We start from the raw sequence: 20,054 nt of genomic DNA on the forward strand, positions 1-20,054 counted from the left end.
TCCTAAGGGGGTATCAAGCACGCAAAGCGCCGAGCATGTCGCGGGCAATGACCATGCGGTGCACTTCTGAGGGGCCTTCGCCAATGCGTTTGATGCGCATTTCTCGGTACCAGCGCTCCAAGGGAAGCTCTTGGGCCACGCCCATGCCGCCCAAAATTTGGATGCAACGGTCAACCACGCGGCCGGCGGTTTCGGTGCCATAGACCTTGGCCACCGACGCATCGACCTTGATGTCGCGCCCCAGGTCCGCATTCCAAGCGGCTTGGTACACCAACAAGCGAGCAGCGCGAAGTTCGACCTCGGAGTCGGCCAGCATCCATTGGATGGCTTGTTTGTCGGCCAAATGGCTGCCAAAGGTTTTGCGCTGGCGTGCCCAATCCATGGCGATGTCCAAGGCAGCTTGGGCAATGCCAATGGTGGCCGCGGCATACGGTGGGCGGGCGTGCACCAACCACTCTTCGGCAAAGGAAAAGCCTTTGCCCTCCTCGCCCAAGCGGTCTTCGATCGGCACTTCGTAGTCGTTGAAGTGCACTTCATACGGTGAGTACGAGCGGATCACTGGGATCTTGGACAAGCTGATGCCAGGCTTGGATTTATCCACCACAAAGCTGGTGATGCCGTCGCGCCCTTTGCTCTCACCGACGCGCGCAAACACAATGCCCCAATCGGCCATGCCCGCGCCGGAGATCCAAATCTTGGTGCCGTTGATGACATAGCGGTCGCTTTTGCGCTCGGCCCGGGTTTGGATAGCGCGCCCCGGGTCGGAGCCACCGCTGGGTTCGCTGATGGCAACAAAGGCCTTGGTGCCATTGGCCACGTCTTGGCGGGCAAAGCGTTGCTGGTGTTCGGTGCCCTTCCAAATCACGTTGGGGGGATCAAAGCCAAAAGCGCCGCAACCCGCGATGTAAGCGCCCATGCGGCACTTGGCGGTTTCTTCGGCGGCCACGCACTGGCCCAACAGGTTCAGGCCTGGGCCGCCATGCTCTGCCGGGGTTTCAAACAACCACAACCCCAAGTCGCGCGCTTTGCGCTGCAAGTCGGCCAACTGCCCAGGTGGCGGGGTGTAGGCGTCGTGCTCCAAGGTGTCTTCAACCGGTTTGACCTCTTCTTGCATGAAGCGGCGAATGGTGTCACGCAACATCACCAGTTCTTGTGGCAATTCCCAAGCGCCTGCGGGGTCGTGCATATCGTTTCTCCTTGTGTGTGTTCTGATGAAAAAATTTATTTGGGGCCAGCAGCCAAGCTTTTGCGCCGGGCCACGCTGGCCGTGGCGTCCAGGGTGTATCGGTGGGTCCCAGTGGCCAGGGTGCGGTCTTGGGCGATCACCACGCCGTAGTCGCGCTCGGCGGTTTCGCGGCTGATGTAGCCGCCGTTCAAGTCGCGCTCGACGGCTTCCAAGTCGCGCTCCAAGGCCGGGCCGTAGCCACCACCACCGGGCGAGTTGGCGCGCAAGCGGTCGCCCGCCTTCAAGGCGCGTTTGTCTTCTTTGCTGCGAAACGGTGGCCGCCAGGTTTTGCCATCGGTTTCGAACTCGACCACATTGGCCAAGGCAGGTCCACCACCGCCCACACCAAACGGCGCATGGTCGGCACGGTCACCCAGCACGGTGACCACACAGTCGCTCCACATCGTGAAGCCATAACTGGTGCCGCAGCCGCCCCGGTGCCAGCCCGCGCCACCCGAGTCCTCGCGCACACTGAAGTGGTCAAAGCGCACCGGGAAACGGTGCTCCGACATTTCCAAAGACATGAAGTTGGCCATCGACTGTGGGGGCGTGCCATTGATCAAACCGTCACTGGCGCGGCTGGCGCCATAGCCGCCGGGATAAGGGAACACGCCCACGTAATAGTTCTTGCTGCGCGGGTGGGTGCCGCTGATGGCCACCACGCCAATGGTGCCAAAAAACGCTGCGGGCACCTTGTCGGGAATGGCTTGGGCCAGGGCGCCAAAGGTCACGTCGATGGCGCGGCCCATGGGCTCCAAGTAGCCACCACAGGCCGTGGGGTACTGGGCCGACAACAAAGTGCGCTCGGGCAAGGTGAAGCTGATGGGCCGAAAAGTGCCGCCATTGACCGGCACATCGGGGAAGATGTGCTTGATGGCCACATAGCATGACGACAGCGTGGTGTTGCGCGACATGTTCATCGGCCCGGTGGTGCTGGGACCCGTGCCAGTGAAGTCAAAGTGCATTTCATCGCCCTTGACGGTGATGGCCAACTTGACCGGCACCGCCTTGTCGACGATGCCATCGTTGTCCAAAAAGTCCTCGCAGCGGTAGGTGCCGTCGGGAATCTCGCTGATGTAGGAGCGCATTTGGCGCTCGGAATACGCGATCATTTCGTTCAGGCAGTCGGACAACACGGGCGCGCCATAACGCTGCACCAAAGCCTCGACACCCCGGTGGCCCACCGAGAACACATTCACCATGGCCGAAAGGTCGCCCGCGATTTCGGTGGGCAAGCGCACATTGGCTTTGAACATGGCCAACAAGGCCTCGTTCAAGCGGCCTTGCTCATACAGCTTGACCGGTGGGATGACGATGCCTTCTTGGTGAATCTCGGTGGCCTTGGGACCCCAACCACCGGGCACATTGCCGCCAATGTCCATCCAATGGCCGGTGGTGGCGAGCACGGCAAACAACTCGCCACCGACAAAGATGGGGGCCACCAATTGCACGTCTTGCAAATGGCTGCCACCCAAGTAGGTGTCGTTCATGATCCAGATGTCGCCATCTTTGAAGCCGCCTTGCGCATTGGCCAGCCCAATGATGTGTTGCACGCTGAATTGCATGTAGGCCAAAAACACTGGCAAACCGTAGCGGCCTTGGGCAATGGTCTCGCCCGTGGTCGGGTGAAAGATGCCGTTGGCACAGTCGTTGGTCTCAGAGATGATGGGCGAGATGGCCGCATGGATGAGGTGCAAATCCATCTCATCGGCAATTTGTTCGAGGCTGCCGCGCACAACGGCCAGGGTGACAGGATCCATGGTCATTTCACTTTCACAAGCAGGTTGCCGTGCACATCGACAGTGGCGGTCATGTCGGGCTCGATGACGGTGGTGGTGTCGCTTTGCTCAACGATCGCCGGGCCTACAAAAGCCATGCCGGGGGCCAAGGCGTCGCGGGTGTACACCGGGGTGTCATGCCAACCGCCAAAGTACACCGGTCGGTGCCCAGAAGCTTTGGGCTGGCTGCCACTGGCCACCGCTTGCATGGTGGGCATGGCGATGCTGGCGCGCGTGCCCACCACGATGGTGCGCAGGTTCACCACCACCACGGCCATGCCTTGCAAGGTGTTGCCAAACTTGTCTTGGTAGGTTTGGACAAAGGCTTGTTCCATTTGCGCCGGTGTCCAGTCAGCTTGGATGGGCACCCGCAGCGAATGGATTTGCCCCGCATAGGCCATGTCAGCCGCATGGGTGAGCGACGCGTGGTCGATGGGCACCTGGCTTTCATCGAGTTGCTTTTGGCCTTGCTGGCGTTGGCGCGCCATGATCTCGGCGAGTTCGTTGGCACCCAAGCGCTCGGTGCGTTTCTCGATGGTTTGCGACAGGTCGTAGCGCAAATCGGCATACACACACCCCAAGGCGCACAACACACCGGGGTACAGGGGAACCAGCATGGTGCTGACACCCACCTCGCGGATCAGCGCGCCACCATGCAAGGGGCCTGCGCCACCAAAAGCCACCAAGGCAAAGTCACGCGGGTCCAGACCGCGCTCGATGGACATCAAGCGCATGCGCCCGGCCATGCGCTGGTTGACCACGGCCAACACCGCCTCGGCGGTTTGCTCCAAACCCAGGTTCATTTGTGTGCCCAAGCGCTGCACCGCCGCGCGGGCACCGGCCACGTCCAAGCTGGTGCCGTCGCCGTTCATGCGGCTGTCGGGGTTGATTCGCCCGAGCACCACATTGGCATCGGTCACAGTGGGCTCGGTGCCACCCCGTCGATAGGCCACCGGTCCGGGCATGGCGCCTGCACTGCGTGGGCCCACTTGCAACATGCCGCCCCGGTCGAGGTGGGCAATGCTGCCGCCGCCCGCGCCAATGGTGTGCACATCGATCATGGGCAAGCGCATGGGAATGCGAAAGTCCAGGTTGGTGAGTTCGGCCACCTCGGGTTCGCCGTTGATGATGACGGCCACATCAAAACTGGTGCCGCCCATGTCACCGGTGATCACATGGCTGAAGCCCGACTCAGCGGCAATGCGGGCTGCGGCCGTGACCCCAGCCGCCGGGCCGGAGCGCACGATGTAGGCCGCGCGCTCGCTGAGTTGACGCAGGGGCGCGACGCCGCCGTTGGACTGCATGATGGCCACTTCACGCTCATAGCCCCAGCCCTTGAGCTTGTCGGCCAAGTTGCGGGCATAGCGCGCCACCAAGGGTTGTAAATAGCCCTGCACCACCGCGGTGCTGGTGCGTTCAAACTCGTAGTATTCGCGCACCACCGAGGTGGCGGTGACCAATTCCCAGGCCGGGTTGATGGTGGCCAAAATGGCGCGTGCTTGGTCTTCGTGGGCGGTGTTGGCATAGGCATGCATGAAGGAGATGACTACCGCCTCGACCTTCAACTCTTGCAAGGCCTCGGCCACGGCATGCAGGCCGGCTTCATCGAGTGGGCGCAGCACCTGGCCTTCGTGGTCGAGCCGCTCGTCGACTTCAAAGCGCAACTCGCGCGGCACCAAGGGCTCGTGCACGCCCTCCAGGCCATACATTTGCGGCCGGTCGCGCCGACCCAGTTCCAACAAATCGCGAAAGCCTCGGGTGGTGATCAAGGCGCAGCGAGCCCCTTTGCGCTCGATCACCGCATTGGTGGCAATCGTCGTGCCGTGCAAGATGGCGTCGAGTTCGCCCGGTTGCAAATTGGCTTTTTCCAAAGCATGGAGCAAACCCACCGATGGGTCGTGCGGTGTGGAGGGCACCTTCAAAATATGGTGCGAGCGGCCCTCGCTGCCCGAAAAATACAAGTCGGTGAAAGTCCCGCCGACGTCAATGCCCACAATCCCGGCCATGCTGTCTCCTTGGGGGCTGCTTGCCCCCGTTGGTTATTCGATTTCAGCGTCCTGTGCAGCGACACCGCCGCTCAAGCCGCCGCTTTCACATCTTCTCGGGAGGCCACGCTGCTCACATAGGCCCCCACATGGCGACCCATGCGCCGCGCTGCCGAATCGGCATTGCGCGCCTCAATCGCATCCATCACCCGCTGATGTGCCACACCCACGGCATGGCGCACATCCACTGAATTGAAACCGGCCAAATCGGTGGCCGCGTACACACTGCTGGAGATGGCCGCGATGAAGGCGATCAACAACTCGTTGTGGCTGGCCCGCACCACGCTCACATGCCAATCCAAATTGGCTTGCAAAAAAGCGGGGATGTCTTCACCCGCGTTCATCAACTTGTCGTGCGCTTGCACCAGGGCCGCCCAGTCGTCGGCCTGGTGGTGCAGGGCCGCCAAGCGGGCTGCTTGCGGCTCGATGGCCTCGCGCACCTCGAGCACCGATTGGTTGCGGATGTTTTGGCCCCGGATGAAGATGCCAATCGATCGCTCCAGCGTGGCGCTGGTCGGGCGCACCACCTCGGAGCCGCCGTTGCGACCGGTGCGGGTGGCGATCAAACCCTCGACCTCCAAAATGCGCAAGGCCTCGCGCACCGAGGTGCGCGACAAGCCCGCCCGCTCCGACAACTCGCGCTCGTTGGGCAACAAAGAACCCACGCCCAAGCGCCCATTGAGGATTTGCTCGCGCAAAGTATCGGCCAGCACATCGGCGGCTTTGGGGACGAAAACGGGGCTGAGGTCGATCATCTGCTGGTCTGGCTTGTTGGGCGTTGTCACAAAGATTTCAAATGATTTTTAAACACTAATGGTTGGACCAAATAGGGGGTTTCCCTGAAAAATCAGCTGGATTTACCCTGATAAACAAGGGTTAACCCTTGACTTCAAACCCTCCATGCCCGTCCCTGCCCCTGGTTCGGACCGCCTGCGTGGGCAGCGTTGCTGGGCTCGCTGCGGGTCTGTGTGTTGGCGCTGAAACCGGATGAAGGTGACGGCTGACCTAAACTGAACCCAACTGCCACCCCTTGAAGGAACCCATATGTTCACCACCCGGCCCGAGATCAGCGGCACGTTTGGCGTGGCAGCGGCCACCCACTGGCTGGCCGCCCAAACCGCCATGGGGGTGCTGGAGCGCGGTGGCAATGCCTTTGACGCCGCCGTGGCCGGCGGGATGGTGTTGCAAGTGGTCGAGCCGCATTTGAATGGGCCCGGCGGAGAAGTGCCCATCATGGTCTGGAGCGAAAAGCTGGGTGCCGCCCAAGTGATCGCTGGCCAAGGCTGTGCGCCGCAAGCGGCCACGCCGGCTTACTTCAAGGAACGTGGCATGGAACAAGTGCCTGGCATTGGCCTGCTGGCCGCCACCGTGCCCGGCGCCTTTGGGGCCTGGATGCGGCTGCTCAAAGACCACGGGACTTGGTCCTTGGCCGATGTGATGGCGCCGGCCATTGAGTTGGCGACCCAAGGCTTTCCGGTGTTGCCACGCGTGTCCCAAGCCATCGCGGCGGTCAAGCCTTTGTTTGAAACCGACTGGCCCAGCTCGGGCGAGCAATGGCTGCGCCAAGGCCGCGTGCCGCGCCCCGGCTCTCACATGACCAACCCCGCCCTGGCCCAAACCTATCAGCGCGTGGTGAACGAAGCCACACAAAAAAGCACCGAGCGCGAAGAACAAATCGATGCGGCTGTGGCCATTTGGTACCAAGGCTTTGTGGCCCAAGCGATTGACGCGTTTTGCCGCACACCGGTGATGGACTCCAGCGGCCAACCCCAGGTCGGTTTGTTGACCGGGTCCGACATGGCCGCTTGGCAGGCTGAAGTGGAAACCCCGCTGTGGCACGACTTTGGCCGCTACCGCGTGGCCAAGTGCGGACCTTGGAGCCAGGGCCTGGTGATGTTGCAGCAACTGGGCTTGGTCGATGCGGGCCAGCTGGGCGCATGCGCACCCGATTCAGCAGCGTTTGTGCACCAGGTGGCAGAGGCCTGCAAGCTGGCCATGGCCGATCGATTGGCTTGGCTGGGCGACCCGCGTTTTGTGTCGGTACCCACCGATGGATTGCTGTCTGCCGCTTACTTGGCGCAGCGCAGGGCATTGATCGGTGACCACGCCAGCACCAGCCTTCGACCGGGCATGCCCGGGGGACAGGCTTTTGTGTTGCCCGACCTGGGCGTGTGCGAGCGCACCTTGGCGGTGGCGGACACGCGCTACGGCGTGGGCGAGCCGACCTTTGCCCAACTGCCGCCGCCCGAAGATTGGGCCGCGCATGAATTGTTTGTGGGCGACACCTGCCACATCAATGTGATCGATCGCCACGGCAACATGGTGGCCGCCACGCCGTCGGGCGGTTGGTTGTCGTCCAGCCCCACGGTGCCCGGCTTGGGCTTTGCGCTCAACACCCGCTTGCAAATTTCTTGGCTCGATGACGGTGTGCCCAATGTGCTGGCTCCCGGCAAGCGGCCCTGCACCACCTTGTCGCCCACCTTGGTGATGCGCGATGGCCAGCCTTACATGGTGATGGGCACGCCTGGTGGCGATCAGCAAGACCAGTGGCAAACGGCTTTCTTTTTGCGCCATGCCGTGCATGGCATGGGTTTGCAAGCAGCGATCGACGCGCCCATGTGGCATGTGGATCATTTCCCGGCTTCGTTTTGGCCGCATGCGCTCAAGCTCAACCAGTTGGTGGTGGAGAGCCGCTTCACTGCGGCGGATGCCCAGGCGCTGAAGGACCGAGGCCATGAGGTGCGCCTGGGCGAGCCATGGTCCGAGGGCCGCTTGTGCGTGAGCACGCGCGAACGCGACAGCCAAGGCCGTTTGATCCTGCGCAGCGCCGCCAGCCCCCGGGGCATGCAGGCTTTTGCCGTGGGCCGCTGATCAAATGCGCTGCATCGGAGAGTCAAGCCGTTGTGGTTGGGCTTGTCAGGCCTGGTCCGACCGTGCTTAGAGCATCAATTTGAAAATGGTTTGATTTTTGCGGTCACCTGCTGGACAGCCCAGCCTGGGTTTACAGGTGATTACCCTGAATTCAGATCAGGGCTTCGGTGTTATGTTTCCCCCACCGATTGCTTAGGAGACGAACCATGACCGCACCCGCCACCACCGAAAAGCGCCGCCCCACCCACGAAGAAATCGTGGCCACTCCACGTTCCACCTTTGTGGATGTGCTGAACATGCCTTGGACGCCGTCCAAGTTTCCAGGCGTGGAAGTGAAGGTGTTGTACCAAGACGCAAGCGGCATGTTGACCGTGCTCTCGCGCATGGCACCGGGCTCGTTCATCCCCCTGCACACCCACACCGAAATTGAACAAACCTACATCTTGGAGGGCAGCTTGGAAGACGAGCAAGCGCCAGCCACAGCGGGTAACTTTGTGTGGAGACCAGGTGGCAACACCCACATTGCACACGCACCCAATGGTTGTTTGTCGATTTCGTTTTTCACCAAACCGAACAAGTTTTTCGATGAGGTCAAGTGGTTCAACGAGCTGTGATTCACTTGACACAGCCCTGACCTGGCTTGTACATGCCCGCCGTCCCTGCCCAAGCCACTGCCCTGACAAACAGGCAGCCCCCATTGCAGCTTTTTGATTGAAAGAAATCCCATGACATTGCCCAAGCGCCATTTGCTTTTATCCGCCTTGTCCCTGGCATTGGCATCGCTGATGCCGGTGGCCGCCCAAGCACAAAACCTCAAATGGAACATGCCCACGCCATATGCCGATGGCAGCTTCCACACCAAGAACACGCGCATGTTTGCCGACGAAATCCGGCAAGCGTCTGGCGGACGCATTGACATCACGGTGCACTCGAATGGATCGCTGTTCAAAATGCCCGAAATCAAGCGCGCGGTTCAAACCGGTCAGGTGCCGATTGCCGAGACCAACCTGCCCGCCTACGGCAATGAGTTTGCTTTTTTTGACATCGACGGCATTTTGTTTTTGGACCGTGGCTATGACGCGGCCGAGCGCTTATGGAAAATTTCCAAGCCGTATTTGGACAAGCGCCTGAACGCGCAAGGCATCACGATTTTGTACACCGTGCCATTTCCGGGCATGGGCATGATCAGCAAAAAAGCGGTCACCAAAGTGGAGGACTTCAAAGGCATGAAGCACCGCAGTTGGGGCCCAGCGGCATCGCGCTTTGCTGAATTGGTGGGCGCCACCCCCACCGTGTTGCAAGCCTCTGAACTTAGCCAAGCCTTCACCGTGGGCATTGTGGACGCCACCCTGACCTCATCCACCACGGGTGTCGCCACCCAAGCCTGGGAATACGCCAAGTACTTCATTGACTTTCAAGCCGCGCACTCCAAAGACACCATCTTGATCAACACCCAGGTGTTCAAAGGCTTGCCCGCTGATTTGCAAAACATCATCCTGACCGCCGCGACCAATGCCGAAAAACGCGGCTGGGAGTGGAGCAAGCGCGAAGGCGATGAGACCAAGGCCCGCTTGGTCAAAGAGGGCATGACCATCGTGGTGCCCGACGCCAAATTCCAAGCCGACTTGAAGAAAATTGGCGACGTCTTGGCCGCCGACTGGGAAAAACGTGCTGGCCCAGATGGGGTGGCAGCGCTCAAAGACTTCCGCAACAAGTAAGTCCCCGTGATGCGCAAAATTCTCAATGGCTGTTACACAGCCTGTGGGGTAGTCTCGGGCTTGGCCTTGGTAGGCATTGTGGCCTTCGTGCTGATCCAAATTGTGGCCCGGCCCTTAGGGCTGGTGGTGTCATGGAGTGCAGAGTTTGCGGGTTACGCCATGGCCGCCTCGTCATTCATGGGTTTGGCCTACACACTCAACAGCGGCGGTCACATTCGGGTCAATTTGCTGGCCGATCGCTTGCCCACCAGCTGGCAGCGCTGGCTTGAGCGCCTTTGCCTGTTGATGGCGTCGGGCATCGTGGGCTTTTTCGCTTGGTACTGCGCCGCGATGACCTACGACTCCTACCAGTTCAATGAAATGGGCCAAGGCATCATTGCCGTGCCGCTGTGGATGCCTCAGTTGTGGATGGCGCTTGGCGTGGCCTGTCTGTGGCTCGCCCTGGTCGACAACTTGATCACGCACCTGATGAACGAAACCACCCAATACCCGCGCGATGGCACACAGCCTTCGCCCACCTGAACCATGAGCAATGATCAACTGGCTTTGATCACCTTGCTCAGCTTGGGGCTGCTGCTGGGCAGTGGGCTGTGGATCGCCATCGCCCTGCTGGGCGCGGCTTTGGTGGTGTTTTTTGTGGGTACGACCTCACCCGCTGGCACCATCATGGCCACCTCGATTTGGGGCGGCAGCGCCAGTTGGACCTTGACCGCCTTGCCCATGTTTGTGTGGATGGGCGAGATTTTGTTTCGCAGCCGCTTGAGCGAAGAAATGTTCAAGGGCCTGGCCCCTTGGCTGAACCGGTTGCCAGGGCGACTGTTCCATGTCAATGTGATTGGTTGCGGCATTTTTGCGGCGGCTTGCGGCTCATCAGCCGCCACCATGGCCACGATTGGCCGCATTTCTTTGCCCGAACTCGACAAACGCGGCTATGAGCCCAGCTTGAGCATGGGCGCTTTGACCAGCGCCGGCACACTGGGCATCATGATCCCGCCATCCATCACCTTCATTGTCTATGGCGTGTCGGCCGAGGTGTCGATCGCGCGCTTGTTTGCTGCAGGCATTTTGCCGGGCATCGTGCTGATGCTGCTGTTCATGGGCTACATCGCCTTTTGGGCCATGCTGCACAAAGACAAAATGCCACCTCCAGAGCCCTCCATCGGCTTCATGGAAAAACTCAAGCTGAGTCGGCATTTGATTCCCGTCTGTATTTTGATTGCGCTGGTGATTGGCTCCATCTACACCGGTGTGGCCACACCCACCGAGTCAGCTGCGATTGGCGTGGCAGGGGCTTTACTGCTGTCGGCCATCTCGGGCACCTTGACCCGCGCCAACTTCATTGAGAGCGTGCGCGAGTCGGTTCGCACCTCGTGCATGATTGCCTTCATCATCATGGGTTCGATGTTTTTGTCATCGGCAGTGGACTTCACCGGCCTGCCCACCACGATTGCCAAGTTCATCGATTCATATCAGCTCTCGGCCCATGGCTTGCTGCTGGTCTTGACCATTTTGTTTGGCATCATGGGCTGCTTTCTGGATGGCGTGTCCATCGTGGTGCTGGCCAGTTCTTTGCTGCTGCCCACAGTACAAGCCGCTGGCATCGACTTGATTTGGTTTGGGGTGTATATGGTTTTGATGGTCGAGATGTCGATGGTCACGCCACCCGTGGGCCTGAACTTGTTCATCATGCAAATGATGTCGGGGCGCAGCCTGGCTTTTGTGTCCAAGGCGGTGTTGCCCTTTTTCTTGATCATGGTGGCTTTTGTCGTGCTGCTGGTGGCCGTGCCCGGCATGGCGACCTACCTGCCCTCCGTCTTGTTCTGAGCCGCTGAGCAGAGTTGGCCCACCCTTTGCATGGGTCTCCCACCGAGGCGCATGAAGCGGCCTTTATGAACCAAGAACAGTGGGCGCTTTAAGCGCCAAATTTCGGTTCCCGCTTTTGCGCAAAAGCCGCCACACCTTCGCGGAAGTGGGGGGTGTCGAGCAACACCCGTTGGCGTTGGCGCTCCACATCCATTTGCTGGCTCAAGGTGTTGGTTTGCGCCGCATGGTGGGCGTGGCGCACCTCTTTGGCAATGCCCGGCGGGCCCAAACTCAGGCGCATGACCGTATCGTTCACGGCGCTTTGAAAATCCGCATCGGGCTCAGCGCGCCAAATCATGCCCCATTGCGCGGCTTGCTCGGCGCTGATTCGCTCACCCAGCAGGGCCGTGGCCTGGGCACGGGCCCAACCCACCAGGCGTGGCATTTTCCAAGTCGCGCCCAAATCGGGGATCAGGCCCAGTCGCGGTGCAAACGTCATCACAAACGAAGCACTGTGATGGGCAATGACCACATCGCAAGCCAAGGCCAGGCTGACCCCTGCACCCGCGCACACACCATTCACCGCCGCCAGGGTGGGAAAGGGGCAGTCGTGCAAGGCCTCGATCACGGGATTGAAGTATTCGGCCATCAGGTGCGATTGCCGCACCCCCAAGGACTCGCCCTCGATGCCCGGCACTTGGTCCATGTCGAGTTGCCAGCCCGCGCAAAAGCCGCGCCCTTGTCCGGTGAGCACCAAGGCCCGCACGTCGCTGCGCACCGCCAGGTCGCGCAGGTGTTGCAGCAGGGATTGAATCGACCCCAGGCTCAAGCTGTTGAGCGAGGCTGGACGGTTAAAGGTCAAGGTGGCGATGCGCTCGCTCACGGTCAACAAAATGTCTTCGCTCATGAATGGCTCCAATGCAGTGGGGTTCAGTGGCTTTTCGCAAACCCTTGAACGCGCGCCAGTTGCCGGCGGTAATCCACCGGGTCCAACTCCAGGCCATAACGCGGGCTGTCGGGGTAGAGCTTTTGAATGGTGATGCGCTCTTGGTCAATGGCGCGGTTCATCTCGGCCACGCTGGGCAAGCCACAGTGGCCATTGACCAAACTGGCGATCCATTGCGCTTGGTCGTCCATCATGCGGATGTTGCCGCCGCCACTGACATTGAAAAAGCCCATGAAATACAAACCCGGTTGCTGGGGGTGTACCACGCGGTGAAACAAGCGCAACCAGTGGCCATCGACCGGTGAAGTTTCTGGCCGCAAAAAAGGCAAATCCACCCGGTAACCGGTGGCGGCAATGATGCTGTCAAAGGCCTGCACCGTGCCATCGTCAAAGCGCACATCGTGGCCTTGGATGGCGGCAATGCCCGGCTTGGCTTTGATGCGGCCCCAGACAAAATGCCCCATCAACAAATGGTGGCCCGCCGGGTGGGTGCGTTTCGTGGGGGTGCGAAATCCCCATTGCTCCATGGTGCCATGCGCCATGCGCGAGACCAGGGTGCGAAAAAACCGCCGCACCGGCCAAGGCACCCAAGGCTTTTCCACCTTTGCCAAGACGCGTGAAGTGGGCACGCCCAAAAACATGCGCGGCATCAGCAGCACCGGCGATCGCGCCGCGATCACCGTGGCCTGGGCCTGGGTGCAAACATCGGCAGCAATGTCACACGCGCTGTTGCCAATGCCCACCACCAACACGCGCTGGCCCTTGAAAGGCTCGGGCACGCGGTACTGGTGCGAATGCAGGTATCGGCCCGCAAAATCTGGGGCAAAGGGCGGGTGCAAGGGCACGCCTTGGTGGCCGCTGGCGACCACGACAGCGTCGAAACGCTCTTTGTCTTGACCGCGCACGGTGACATACCAAGAAGGGCCGCCGTGGCCCGGGTCCGATTGAACGGCTTCCACCGGCGACCGAAAGCGGATGTGTTTGACCACATCAAAGTGCTCGGCGTAAGCGCGCAAATAAGCGGTCATTTGCCGGTGGTCGGGGTACAGCGGTGCCTCGGCTGAAAATGGAAAGTCCACATAGGCTGTGACCCGGTTTTCTGAGTTCACATGCAAGGACTGGTAGGCCGGGCTCAGACCGTTGTCGTTTTCATAGACCCACAAGCCACCGATGTGGCTGCCCATCTCGAAAACGGTGACGGCCACGCCCTGGGCTTTCAGGTGCTTGGCCGCGCACAAACCCGCAGCGCCAGCACCGATGACGGCAACTTTCAACATGGCGCCTCCTTGAAGGTGAAAGGGTTTCCCCAGGACAGACCTGGGTTCATGAACACTGGGTTCATCATATAGACTGCGACCTCACTGAAACGTCACCCAGGCTACAGGAGGCCCCATGAAAGCAGCCCTCATCATCCCCCACGCTGAACATGGCGGGCGCATTGAATTGCGCGACGTGGACCAGCCCCAGCCCCAAGCGGGTGAGGTGCTCGTTCGCATCGAGGCCACGGCCATCAACCGTGGCGAAGTTGGGCCGCGCAAAGCGCACCGCTCAGGCGAACCCCGTGGCAGTGGCGTCGAATTTGCGGGCGAAGTGGTGGGTCTGGGCGAAGGGGCCACGGCCAACCTGGGTCAAGCCGTGATGGGCCATTGCGTGACCGGGGCCAATGTCGAGTATTTGGCGGTGGACCAGCGCTTGGTCATGCCCAAGCCCACTCACTGGTCATGGCACGAAGCGGCCGCGTTTCCCAATGTCTACATGACGGCGCATGACGCCATGGTCACCAATGGGCGTGTGAAGACCGATGATGTGCTGCTGATCAACGCAGCGTCTTCGGGGGTGGGCATGGCGGCGGCACACATTGCCCGCGCCATGGGTGTGCGCACCATCATCGGCAGCAGCCGCAGCACGCAAAAGCTGTCAGAACTGTCAGGCCTGGGCTTTACCCACTTGGTGGACCTGAGCCGCGAAAAATTGACCGAGCGTGTGCAGGCCATCGCGCCCGATCATGGCGTGGATTTGTTGCTGGACTCGGTGGGTGGAGGCGCCATCACCGAGCACATGCAAGCCATGGCCATTTTGGGGCGTTGGGTGCAGATTGGCCGCTTGGGCGGCATGGGCGGCGAGATCAACCTCGACGACTTGGCGCTCAAACGTTTGCAATTGATTGGCGTCACCTTTAGAACCCGCAGCATGGCCGAGCGCATCGCTTGCTTTCAGGCCATGGCGCGCGACCTGGGACCGCTGCTGGGCAACGACCACATGCGGCCCTTGGTCAGCCAAGTGTTTGCGTTTGACCAAATCACCGAGGCGCAAGACCACATGGTGACCAACCAGCACATTGGGAAAATTGTGATTCAAGTTGCATGAGGCGATGGCTGAATCAACCAGTCCGTGGTTCTGGCCCAGGTCGAGGAGCCCATACACAATGCCCAGAACGTGAAAACGTGCTCGGCTTTTTTGTAACGGTCAGCCGATAAAGGTGCGTTGATAATAGCCCTGAGTTTTCGAACAGGTTTGAGGGTTTCGGCCATACAGGCCAAACCATCTCATGTCCCCTTAACACGGTGGATTGCACTTCCACCGAGATCGCTGAGCCGCCCATGGAAACAAGTCTTCGCCGCCTGCTTGAGAGCGGCACCTCTGATCAAGCAGCCCTGAGCGCCCCTGGCCGCTCCGACCTCACCCACGGTGAACTGCGCGCCTTGGTAGACCGCACTTTGACCACCCTCAATGGCATGGGTATTGGCCGCAACGACCGACTCGCCATCGTGCTGCCCAACGGTCCGGAGATGGCCGCATGCTTTATCGCTGCCGCTTGTGGCGTGGCGACCGCGCCGCTCAATCCGGCCTACCGGGCCGAAGAGTTTGAGTTCTATCTGTCCGACCTCAATGCCCGCGCGCTGGTGGTTGAGCAAGGAAGCACATCGCCCGCCGTGGCGGTTGCGCAGCGCATGGGTGTGGCGATCATTGAATTGGTGCCTGACTGGGCAGCCGGCGCTGGTCAATTCAGCTTGCAATGTGACCAAGCGCCTGGCATTGCCGCAGAGTCCCCTGGGCTTGCCCAGCCGTCTGATGTGTCCATGGTGCTGCACACCTCGGGCACCACATCGCGGCCCAAAATAGTGCCCCTGTCACAAGCCAACTTGTGCGCTTCGGCCCAACACATTGCCCATACCCTGGCCTTCACGGCCGCAGACCGCGGACTCAACATCATGCCGCTGTTCCACATCCACGGTCTGATCGCTGGCGTGCTGACACCGCTGTCAGCTGGTTCCATGGTGTTTTGTACCCCCGGCTTCAATGCACTGAAGTTCTTTGCTTGGATGGACGAGGCCCGCCCCACTTGGTTCACGGCCGTGCCCACCATGCACCAAACTATCCTGTCGCGCGCCTCTAAAAGCGCCGACGTGATCGCGAGGCACCCGCTGCGCTTTATTCGCAGCTCCTCGAGCTCCATGCCACCGCAAGTGATTCGCGAGATGGAGGAAGTCTTTGGTGCCCCCCTGATTGAAAGCTACGGCATGACCGAGGCCACGCACCAAATGGCCAGCAACCCCCTGCCGCCAGCCGTGCGCAAGCCCGGCAGCGTGGGCATTGCTGCTGGCCCGGAGGTGGCCATCATGGCCGAGGATGGCACGCTGCTGAAAAGCGGCAGCACCGGTGAGATCGTCATCCGTGGCCCCAACGTCACGGCCGGCTACGAGAGCAACCCCAAAGCCAATGCAGAGGCCTTCACAAACGGTTGGTTTCGCACCGGTGACCAGGGGATGATGGATGACGACGGCTACGTCACCCTCACTGGGCGACTCAAGGAAATCATCAACCGCGGCGGCGAAAAAATCAGTCCGCGCGAGGTGGACGAGATTTTGATGGATCATCCCGCAGTGGCTCAGGTGGTGTGCTTTGGCATGCCCCACAACAAGCTGGGCGAAGAAATCGCAGCCGCGGTTGTGCTGCGCGAAGGTCAGACCGCCACCGAGCGCGATCTGCAGGCCTTTGTGGGTGGACGCGCCGCCGAATTCAAGGTGCCCAAGAAAATCCTGATCCTGGACGAAATACCCAAGGGTGCCACGGGCAAGCTGCAGCGCATCGGCCTGGCTGCCAAGCTGGGTCTTGGGTGAGTCCTGTTGGTGGCGGATATCACAGCGCTGGCCTTGTTGATGTGGGTGTGGCCAGTGCGCACTGGCAATCACTGCAATCGCGGGCACATAAGGCATGAGACGATCTGTGCCTGCCCTCCCACACGGGTTGGAAAATACCCTCCCGGCCAAGCTCAAGAACAGAGGAAATTGAACACATGAAGATCACCGTCGTCGGCGCGGGAGCCATAGGTGGCTTTCTGGGTGCAAGGTTATCGGCCGCCGGGGAGGAAGTCACCTTCATCGCCCGCAACCACAACCTTCAAGCCATCAACGCCAACGGATTTCGCCTCATTGAAGAAGATGGCAGCGAGCTGCATGCAAAGGGCGTGCGCGCCGTGCAACGCTATTTGGATGCGGGGCCGCAGGATGTCGTGCTGCTCACCGTCAAGGCCCACCAGGTGCGCGACCTGTTACCGGACTTGCGCGGCCTGTTCGGCCCCGAGACCATGGTGGTGAGCATGATCAACGGCGTCCCCTGGTGGTACTTCCATCAGCTGGCTGGCCCCTGGGAGGGGCGCTCCATTGAGGCGGTAGACCCGGGTGGCCTGATTGCGGCCCACATCGAGCCCGAGCGCGTGATCGGCAGCGTGGTCTACCCGGCCGCAGAACTGGTCGCACCAGGCGTGGTCAGGGTCATGGAGGGTAACCGCTTTACCCTTGGTGAACCCGATGGCGCGCGCAGCGAACGCGTCGAGCGCTTATCCAAGGTCATGATGCACGCTGGCTTCAAAGCACCGGTCAGCAAAGATATCCGCAGCGAACTCTGGGTCAAGCTGTGGGGCAACCTGACCTTCAATCCCATCAGCGCGCTGACACACGCCACGCTCGAGCAAATCTGTACCTTCGCCCCAACCCGCGAGTTGGCCACGCGCATGATGGGTGAGGCCAAAGCGGTCGCGGAGCGGCTGGGCGTGCAGTTCCGCATCACGCTTGAGCAGCGGCTGGCTGGTGCCCAGGCCGTGGGCGCGCACAAAACCAGCATGCTTCAGGACCTGGAAGCCGGTCGCGCGCTAGAACTCGAAGCCTTGGTGGGCGCGGTGGTGGAACTGGGTCGCATCACCGACACACCCACTCCCACCGTCGAAGCGATCTACGCGGTCACCAAGTTGTTGGGGCAGACGCTGCAGACCCGTGGCGGAATTTAATCTGTGAAATGGGTTTTTTCAATCAAATGAAAGTTTGGCATGAGTTCAGAAAGTTTCCCGCTGTGAACCAGTGCGCTTGCAGATTCAATATCAGGTGATAGCCAACGATCTTGATCCAAAAATGACACTTTCTCTCTCAAAATACCCATTGCTTTTTCTAGTGAAACTGAAGATTGCAAAGGTCTCAGAAACTCTATGCCTTGTGCAGCAGCCAGCCATTCAATACTGAGAATATAAGCTGTATTGCGAACCATGCTTTGCAGCCGTCTCGCCGCAAAGGTGGCCATGCTGACATGGTCCTCTTGATTTGCGCTGGTAGGCAAACTGTCGACGCTGGCCGGGTGTGCCAATGACTTGTTTTCTGACGCGAGCGAAGCTGCGGTCACGTGAGCAATCATAAAACCGCTGTTAAGCCCGGCATCGTTGGTTAAGAAGGGGGGAAGTTGGGACACATTGCTGTCAATCAGCATGGCAATGCGTCTTTCTGCTATGGCGCCGACTTCTGCAATGGCTAAAGCCAGGCCATCTGCTGCCAAGGCAACAGGTTCCGCATGAAAGTTACCGCCAGACAACATCACGCCGTCGTTGGCAAAGACAAGTGGATTGTCTGTGACGGCATTGGCTTCGATGGTTAAGATTTGAATGGCGTGCTTGATTTGATCTAAGCATGCGCCAACCACTTGAGGCTGGCACCTGAGGCAGTAGGGGTCTTGCACCCGATCATCGCCTTCGCGGTGTGAGTTTCTGATCTCACTGCCAATCAATAGATTTCGGTACACCGTGGCAACTTCAATTTGCCCTCGTTGTCCCCGCAATTCGTGAATGCGCGCATCAAAGGGCCCATCACTCCCACGCGCAGCATCGATGGTTAAAGCACCAATCACCAAACAAGCTTCAAAGACTGGTGCAAAAATAAAGAGGGCGTGCAATGCCAAAGCTGTAGATGTTTGGGTGCCGTTGATGAGCGCCAAACCTTCCTTGGCCTCTAAAGTCAAGGGTGAAATGCCTGCATCTTTTAGCGCATCAAGCGCTGGCCTTTTGATGCCATTGACCCAGATGTACCCTTCCCCAAGCAGCGCCAATGTCATGTGCGCAAGAGGGGCTAAATCACCAGATGCACCCACAGAGCCTTGCGAGGGTACGTCTGGTACCAATCCTGCATTGTGAACAGCCAAAAGCGTATCGATGACAATTTCTCTGACGCCTGAATAGCCACGCGCCAAGCTCGCTGCTTTGGTGGCCAACATGAGTCGAATGATTGGGGCTGCGAGTGGTTCTCCCACACCCACGCTGTGAGAGCGAATTAAGTTCAGTTGTAAGGTGTGCAATTGCTCTTTGTTGATGCGTTGGTTGGCGAGCTTGCCAAATCCTGTGTTGACACCGTATACGGGTTCATCGCCATTGGCATATGCTTCCACCAACACGTGGCTCTTGCGAATGTCTGATCTGCAACTCTCTGGCAAAGCAATGAACTGCTGATGTTGATGAATCAACTTCAATTGCGCAATTGACATGCGTCCTGGCGTCAAGACCAGGGGTTGTCGAGAGGATGAAATCATGTGGAAATATTCTGCATAAACACAACTCCTGCTGTCAATAACTATTCGAGCCCGCTCGCCCGCCGCACTTCTATGCGAATCTCCTCCGTCAACCTGGCTTTTAGCTCTGAAAAGGTAGGTGTCGTTTTGACCGAGTAATGGCGGGGGTAGGGAAGCTCAATGGGTAAATCGCATTTAATGCGGCCCGGACGTGCACTCATCACCATGACGCGATTGCCCATGAAGATGGCTTCATCGATATCGTGTGTCACAAACAAAACTGTTTTTCTTTCAGATTGCCAGATGTCTTGAAGCAACTCTTGCATCAATTCTCGGGTTTGATGGTCGAGAGCACCAAAAGGCTCATCCATGAGCAAGATGCGTGGGTCGTTTGCCAATGCTCGCGCCAAGGCCGTTCTTTGCTGCATGCCACCTGACAGCTGCTTGGGGAAATGCTTTGCGAAATCCTGCAGCCCAACCTGTTTTAAAAACTTGTGTGCTGTTTCATGCTGTTCGGTTAAAGGCAATCCCTTTTCGCGCAAACCAAAACAAACATTTTCTAAAACGTTGAGCCATGGAAAGAGGGTGTAACTTTGAAACACCATGCCGCGATCGGCACCTGGGCCTGTGACTCGAACGCCTTCAAGCTTTATTTCCCCTGACGAGGGTGTATCAAGACCGGCAACCATGCGAAGCAAAGTTGACTTACCGCATCCTGAAGGTCCCAAAATAGTGATGAAATCATTTTCGTTAACAGTCAGATCGGTGGCGGTCAACGCTTGCGTGACTGCACCTTGTGTACTGAATGTTTTGCTTACTTGCGAGATTTGAAGAATGGACATT

At 59.5% G+C, this 20,054-nt stretch carries 16 protein-coding genes; 8 read left to right on the top strand and 8 right to left on the bottom strand.

Annotated elements, in window-relative coordinates; translation table 11 throughout:
- Positions 1-13 precede the first annotated feature (13 nt).
- The 4 genes from AC8GFZ_RS04895 to AC8GFZ_RS04910 form a co-directional block, all read right to left on the bottom strand.
- Positions 14-1,186, bottom strand: coding sequence for an acyl-CoA dehydrogenase family protein (locus AC8GFZ_RS04895; protein ID WP_506642908.1), 1,173 nt, complete (start codon positions 1,184-1,186; stop codon positions 14-16).
- A 35-nt stretch (positions 1,187-1,221) separates the two neighbouring features.
- The gene (locus AC8GFZ_RS04900; RefSeq protein ID WP_506642911.1) at positions 1,222-2,985 is read right to left on the bottom strand and encodes a hydantoinase B/oxoprolinase family protein; all 1,764 of its coding nucleotides are present in this window, start codon (positions 2,983-2,985) and stop codon (positions 1,222-1,224) included.
- 2 nt (positions 2,986-2,987) lie between these two features.
- On the bottom strand, positions 2,988-5,009 hold the full coding sequence (locus tag AC8GFZ_RS04905; protein WP_506642913.1) for a hydantoinase/oxoprolinase family protein: 2,022 nt from the start codon (positions 5,007-5,009) through the stop codon (positions 2,988-2,990).
- Between the two features lie 71 nt (positions 5,010-5,080).
- On the bottom strand, positions 5,081-5,833 hold the full coding sequence (locus tag AC8GFZ_RS04910) for a FadR/GntR family transcriptional regulator (RefSeq protein ID WP_506642915.1): 753 nt from the start codon (positions 5,831-5,833) through the stop codon (positions 5,081-5,083).
- Positions 5,834-6,092: 259 nt separating this feature from the next.
- Here AC8GFZ_RS04910 and AC8GFZ_RS04915 point away from each other — a divergent pair, with 259 nt between their 5' ends.
- From AC8GFZ_RS04915 to AC8GFZ_RS04935, 5 genes are all read left to right on the top strand, one after another.
- Positions 6,093-7,919, top strand: a complete 1,827-nt coding sequence (locus tag AC8GFZ_RS04915) for a gamma-glutamyltransferase family protein (protein ID WP_506642917.1) — start codon at positions 6,093-6,095, stop codon at positions 7,917-7,919.
- 206 nt (positions 7,920-8,125) lie between these two features.
- Entirely contained in the window at positions 8,126-8,533 is a 408-nt protein-coding gene (locus AC8GFZ_RS04920; protein WP_506642919.1) for a cupin domain-containing protein, read from the top strand.
- A gap of 111 nt (positions 8,534-8,644) precedes the next feature.
- Positions 8,645-9,637 carry a TRAP transporter substrate-binding protein gene (locus AC8GFZ_RS04925; protein ID WP_506642921.1) on the top strand — a complete coding sequence of 331 codons (993 nt, stop codon included), beginning with the start codon at positions 8,645-8,647 and terminating at the stop codon, positions 9,635-9,637.
- Between the two features lie 9 nt (positions 9,638-9,646).
- Complete coding sequence (locus AC8GFZ_RS04930; protein ID WP_506644234.1) at positions 9,647-10,159, top strand: TRAP transporter small permease; 513 nt, start codon at positions 9,647-9,649, stop codon at positions 10,157-10,159.
- A gap of 3 nt (positions 10,160-10,162) precedes the next feature.
- Positions 10,163-11,461: a TRAP transporter large permease gene (locus AC8GFZ_RS04935; RefSeq protein WP_506642923.1), complete on the top strand. Its 1,299-nt coding sequence runs from the start codon at positions 10,163-10,165 to the stop codon at positions 11,459-11,461.
- 88 nt (positions 11,462-11,549) lie between these two features.
- On the opposite strand, the gene AC8GFZ_RS04940 is transcribed toward AC8GFZ_RS04935, so the two are convergent.
- The gene (locus tag AC8GFZ_RS04940) at positions 11,550-12,347 is read right to left on the bottom strand and encodes an enoyl-CoA hydratase-related protein (protein ID WP_506642925.1); all 798 of its coding nucleotides are present in this window, start codon (positions 12,345-12,347) and stop codon (positions 11,550-11,552) included.
- 23 nt (positions 12,348-12,370) lie between these two features.
- On the bottom strand, positions 12,371-13,663 hold the full coding sequence (locus AC8GFZ_RS04945) for a flavin-containing monooxygenase (RefSeq protein WP_506642927.1): 1,293 nt from the start codon (positions 13,661-13,663) through the stop codon (positions 12,371-12,373).
- Between the two features lie 115 nt (positions 13,664-13,778).
- On the opposite strand from AC8GFZ_RS04945, the gene AC8GFZ_RS04950 reads away from it, so the two are divergent.
- The 3 genes from AC8GFZ_RS04950 (at position 13,779) to AC8GFZ_RS04960 (ending at position 17,673) form a co-directional block, all read left to right on the top strand.
- Complete coding sequence (locus AC8GFZ_RS04950) at positions 13,779-14,753, top strand: quinone oxidoreductase family protein (RefSeq protein WP_506642929.1); 975 nt, start codon at positions 13,779-13,781, stop codon at positions 14,751-14,753.
- A 233-nt stretch (positions 14,754-14,986) separates the two neighbouring features.
- On the top strand, positions 14,987-16,507 hold the full coding sequence (locus AC8GFZ_RS04955; protein ID WP_506642931.1) for an acyl--CoA ligase: 1,521 nt from the start codon (positions 14,987-14,989) through the stop codon (positions 16,505-16,507).
- Positions 16,508-16,683: 176 nt separating this feature from the next.
- Positions 16,684-17,673: a 2-dehydropantoate 2-reductase gene (locus AC8GFZ_RS04960; RefSeq protein WP_506642933.1), complete on the top strand. Its 990-nt coding sequence runs from the start codon at positions 16,684-16,686 to the stop codon at positions 17,671-17,673.
- Here the strand turns inward: AC8GFZ_RS04960 and hutH are convergent.
- Both hutH and AC8GFZ_RS04970 read right to left on the bottom strand, forming a co-directional pair.
- Positions 17,670-19,232: a histidine ammonia-lyase gene (gene hutH / locus AC8GFZ_RS04965; RefSeq protein ID WP_506642935.1), complete on the bottom strand. Its 1,563-nt coding sequence runs from the start codon at positions 19,230-19,232 to the stop codon at positions 17,670-17,672. The two genes, AC8GFZ_RS04960 and hutH, sit on opposite strands and share 4 nt — an antisense overlap.
- A gap of 41 nt (positions 19,233-19,273) precedes the next feature.
- The gene (locus tag AC8GFZ_RS04970) at positions 19,274-20,053 is read right to left on the bottom strand and encodes an ABC transporter ATP-binding protein (protein ID WP_506644236.1); all 780 of its coding nucleotides are present in this window, start codon (positions 20,051-20,053) and stop codon (positions 19,274-19,276) included.
- Position 20,054 lies beyond the last annotated feature (1 nt).

Source organism: Limnohabitans rimovensis (SeqCode), from assembly GCF_965234775.1.
Taxonomy (GTDB): domain Bacteria; phylum Pseudomonadota; class Gammaproteobacteria; order Burkholderiales; family Burkholderiaceae_C; genus Limnohabitans; species Limnohabitans rimovensis.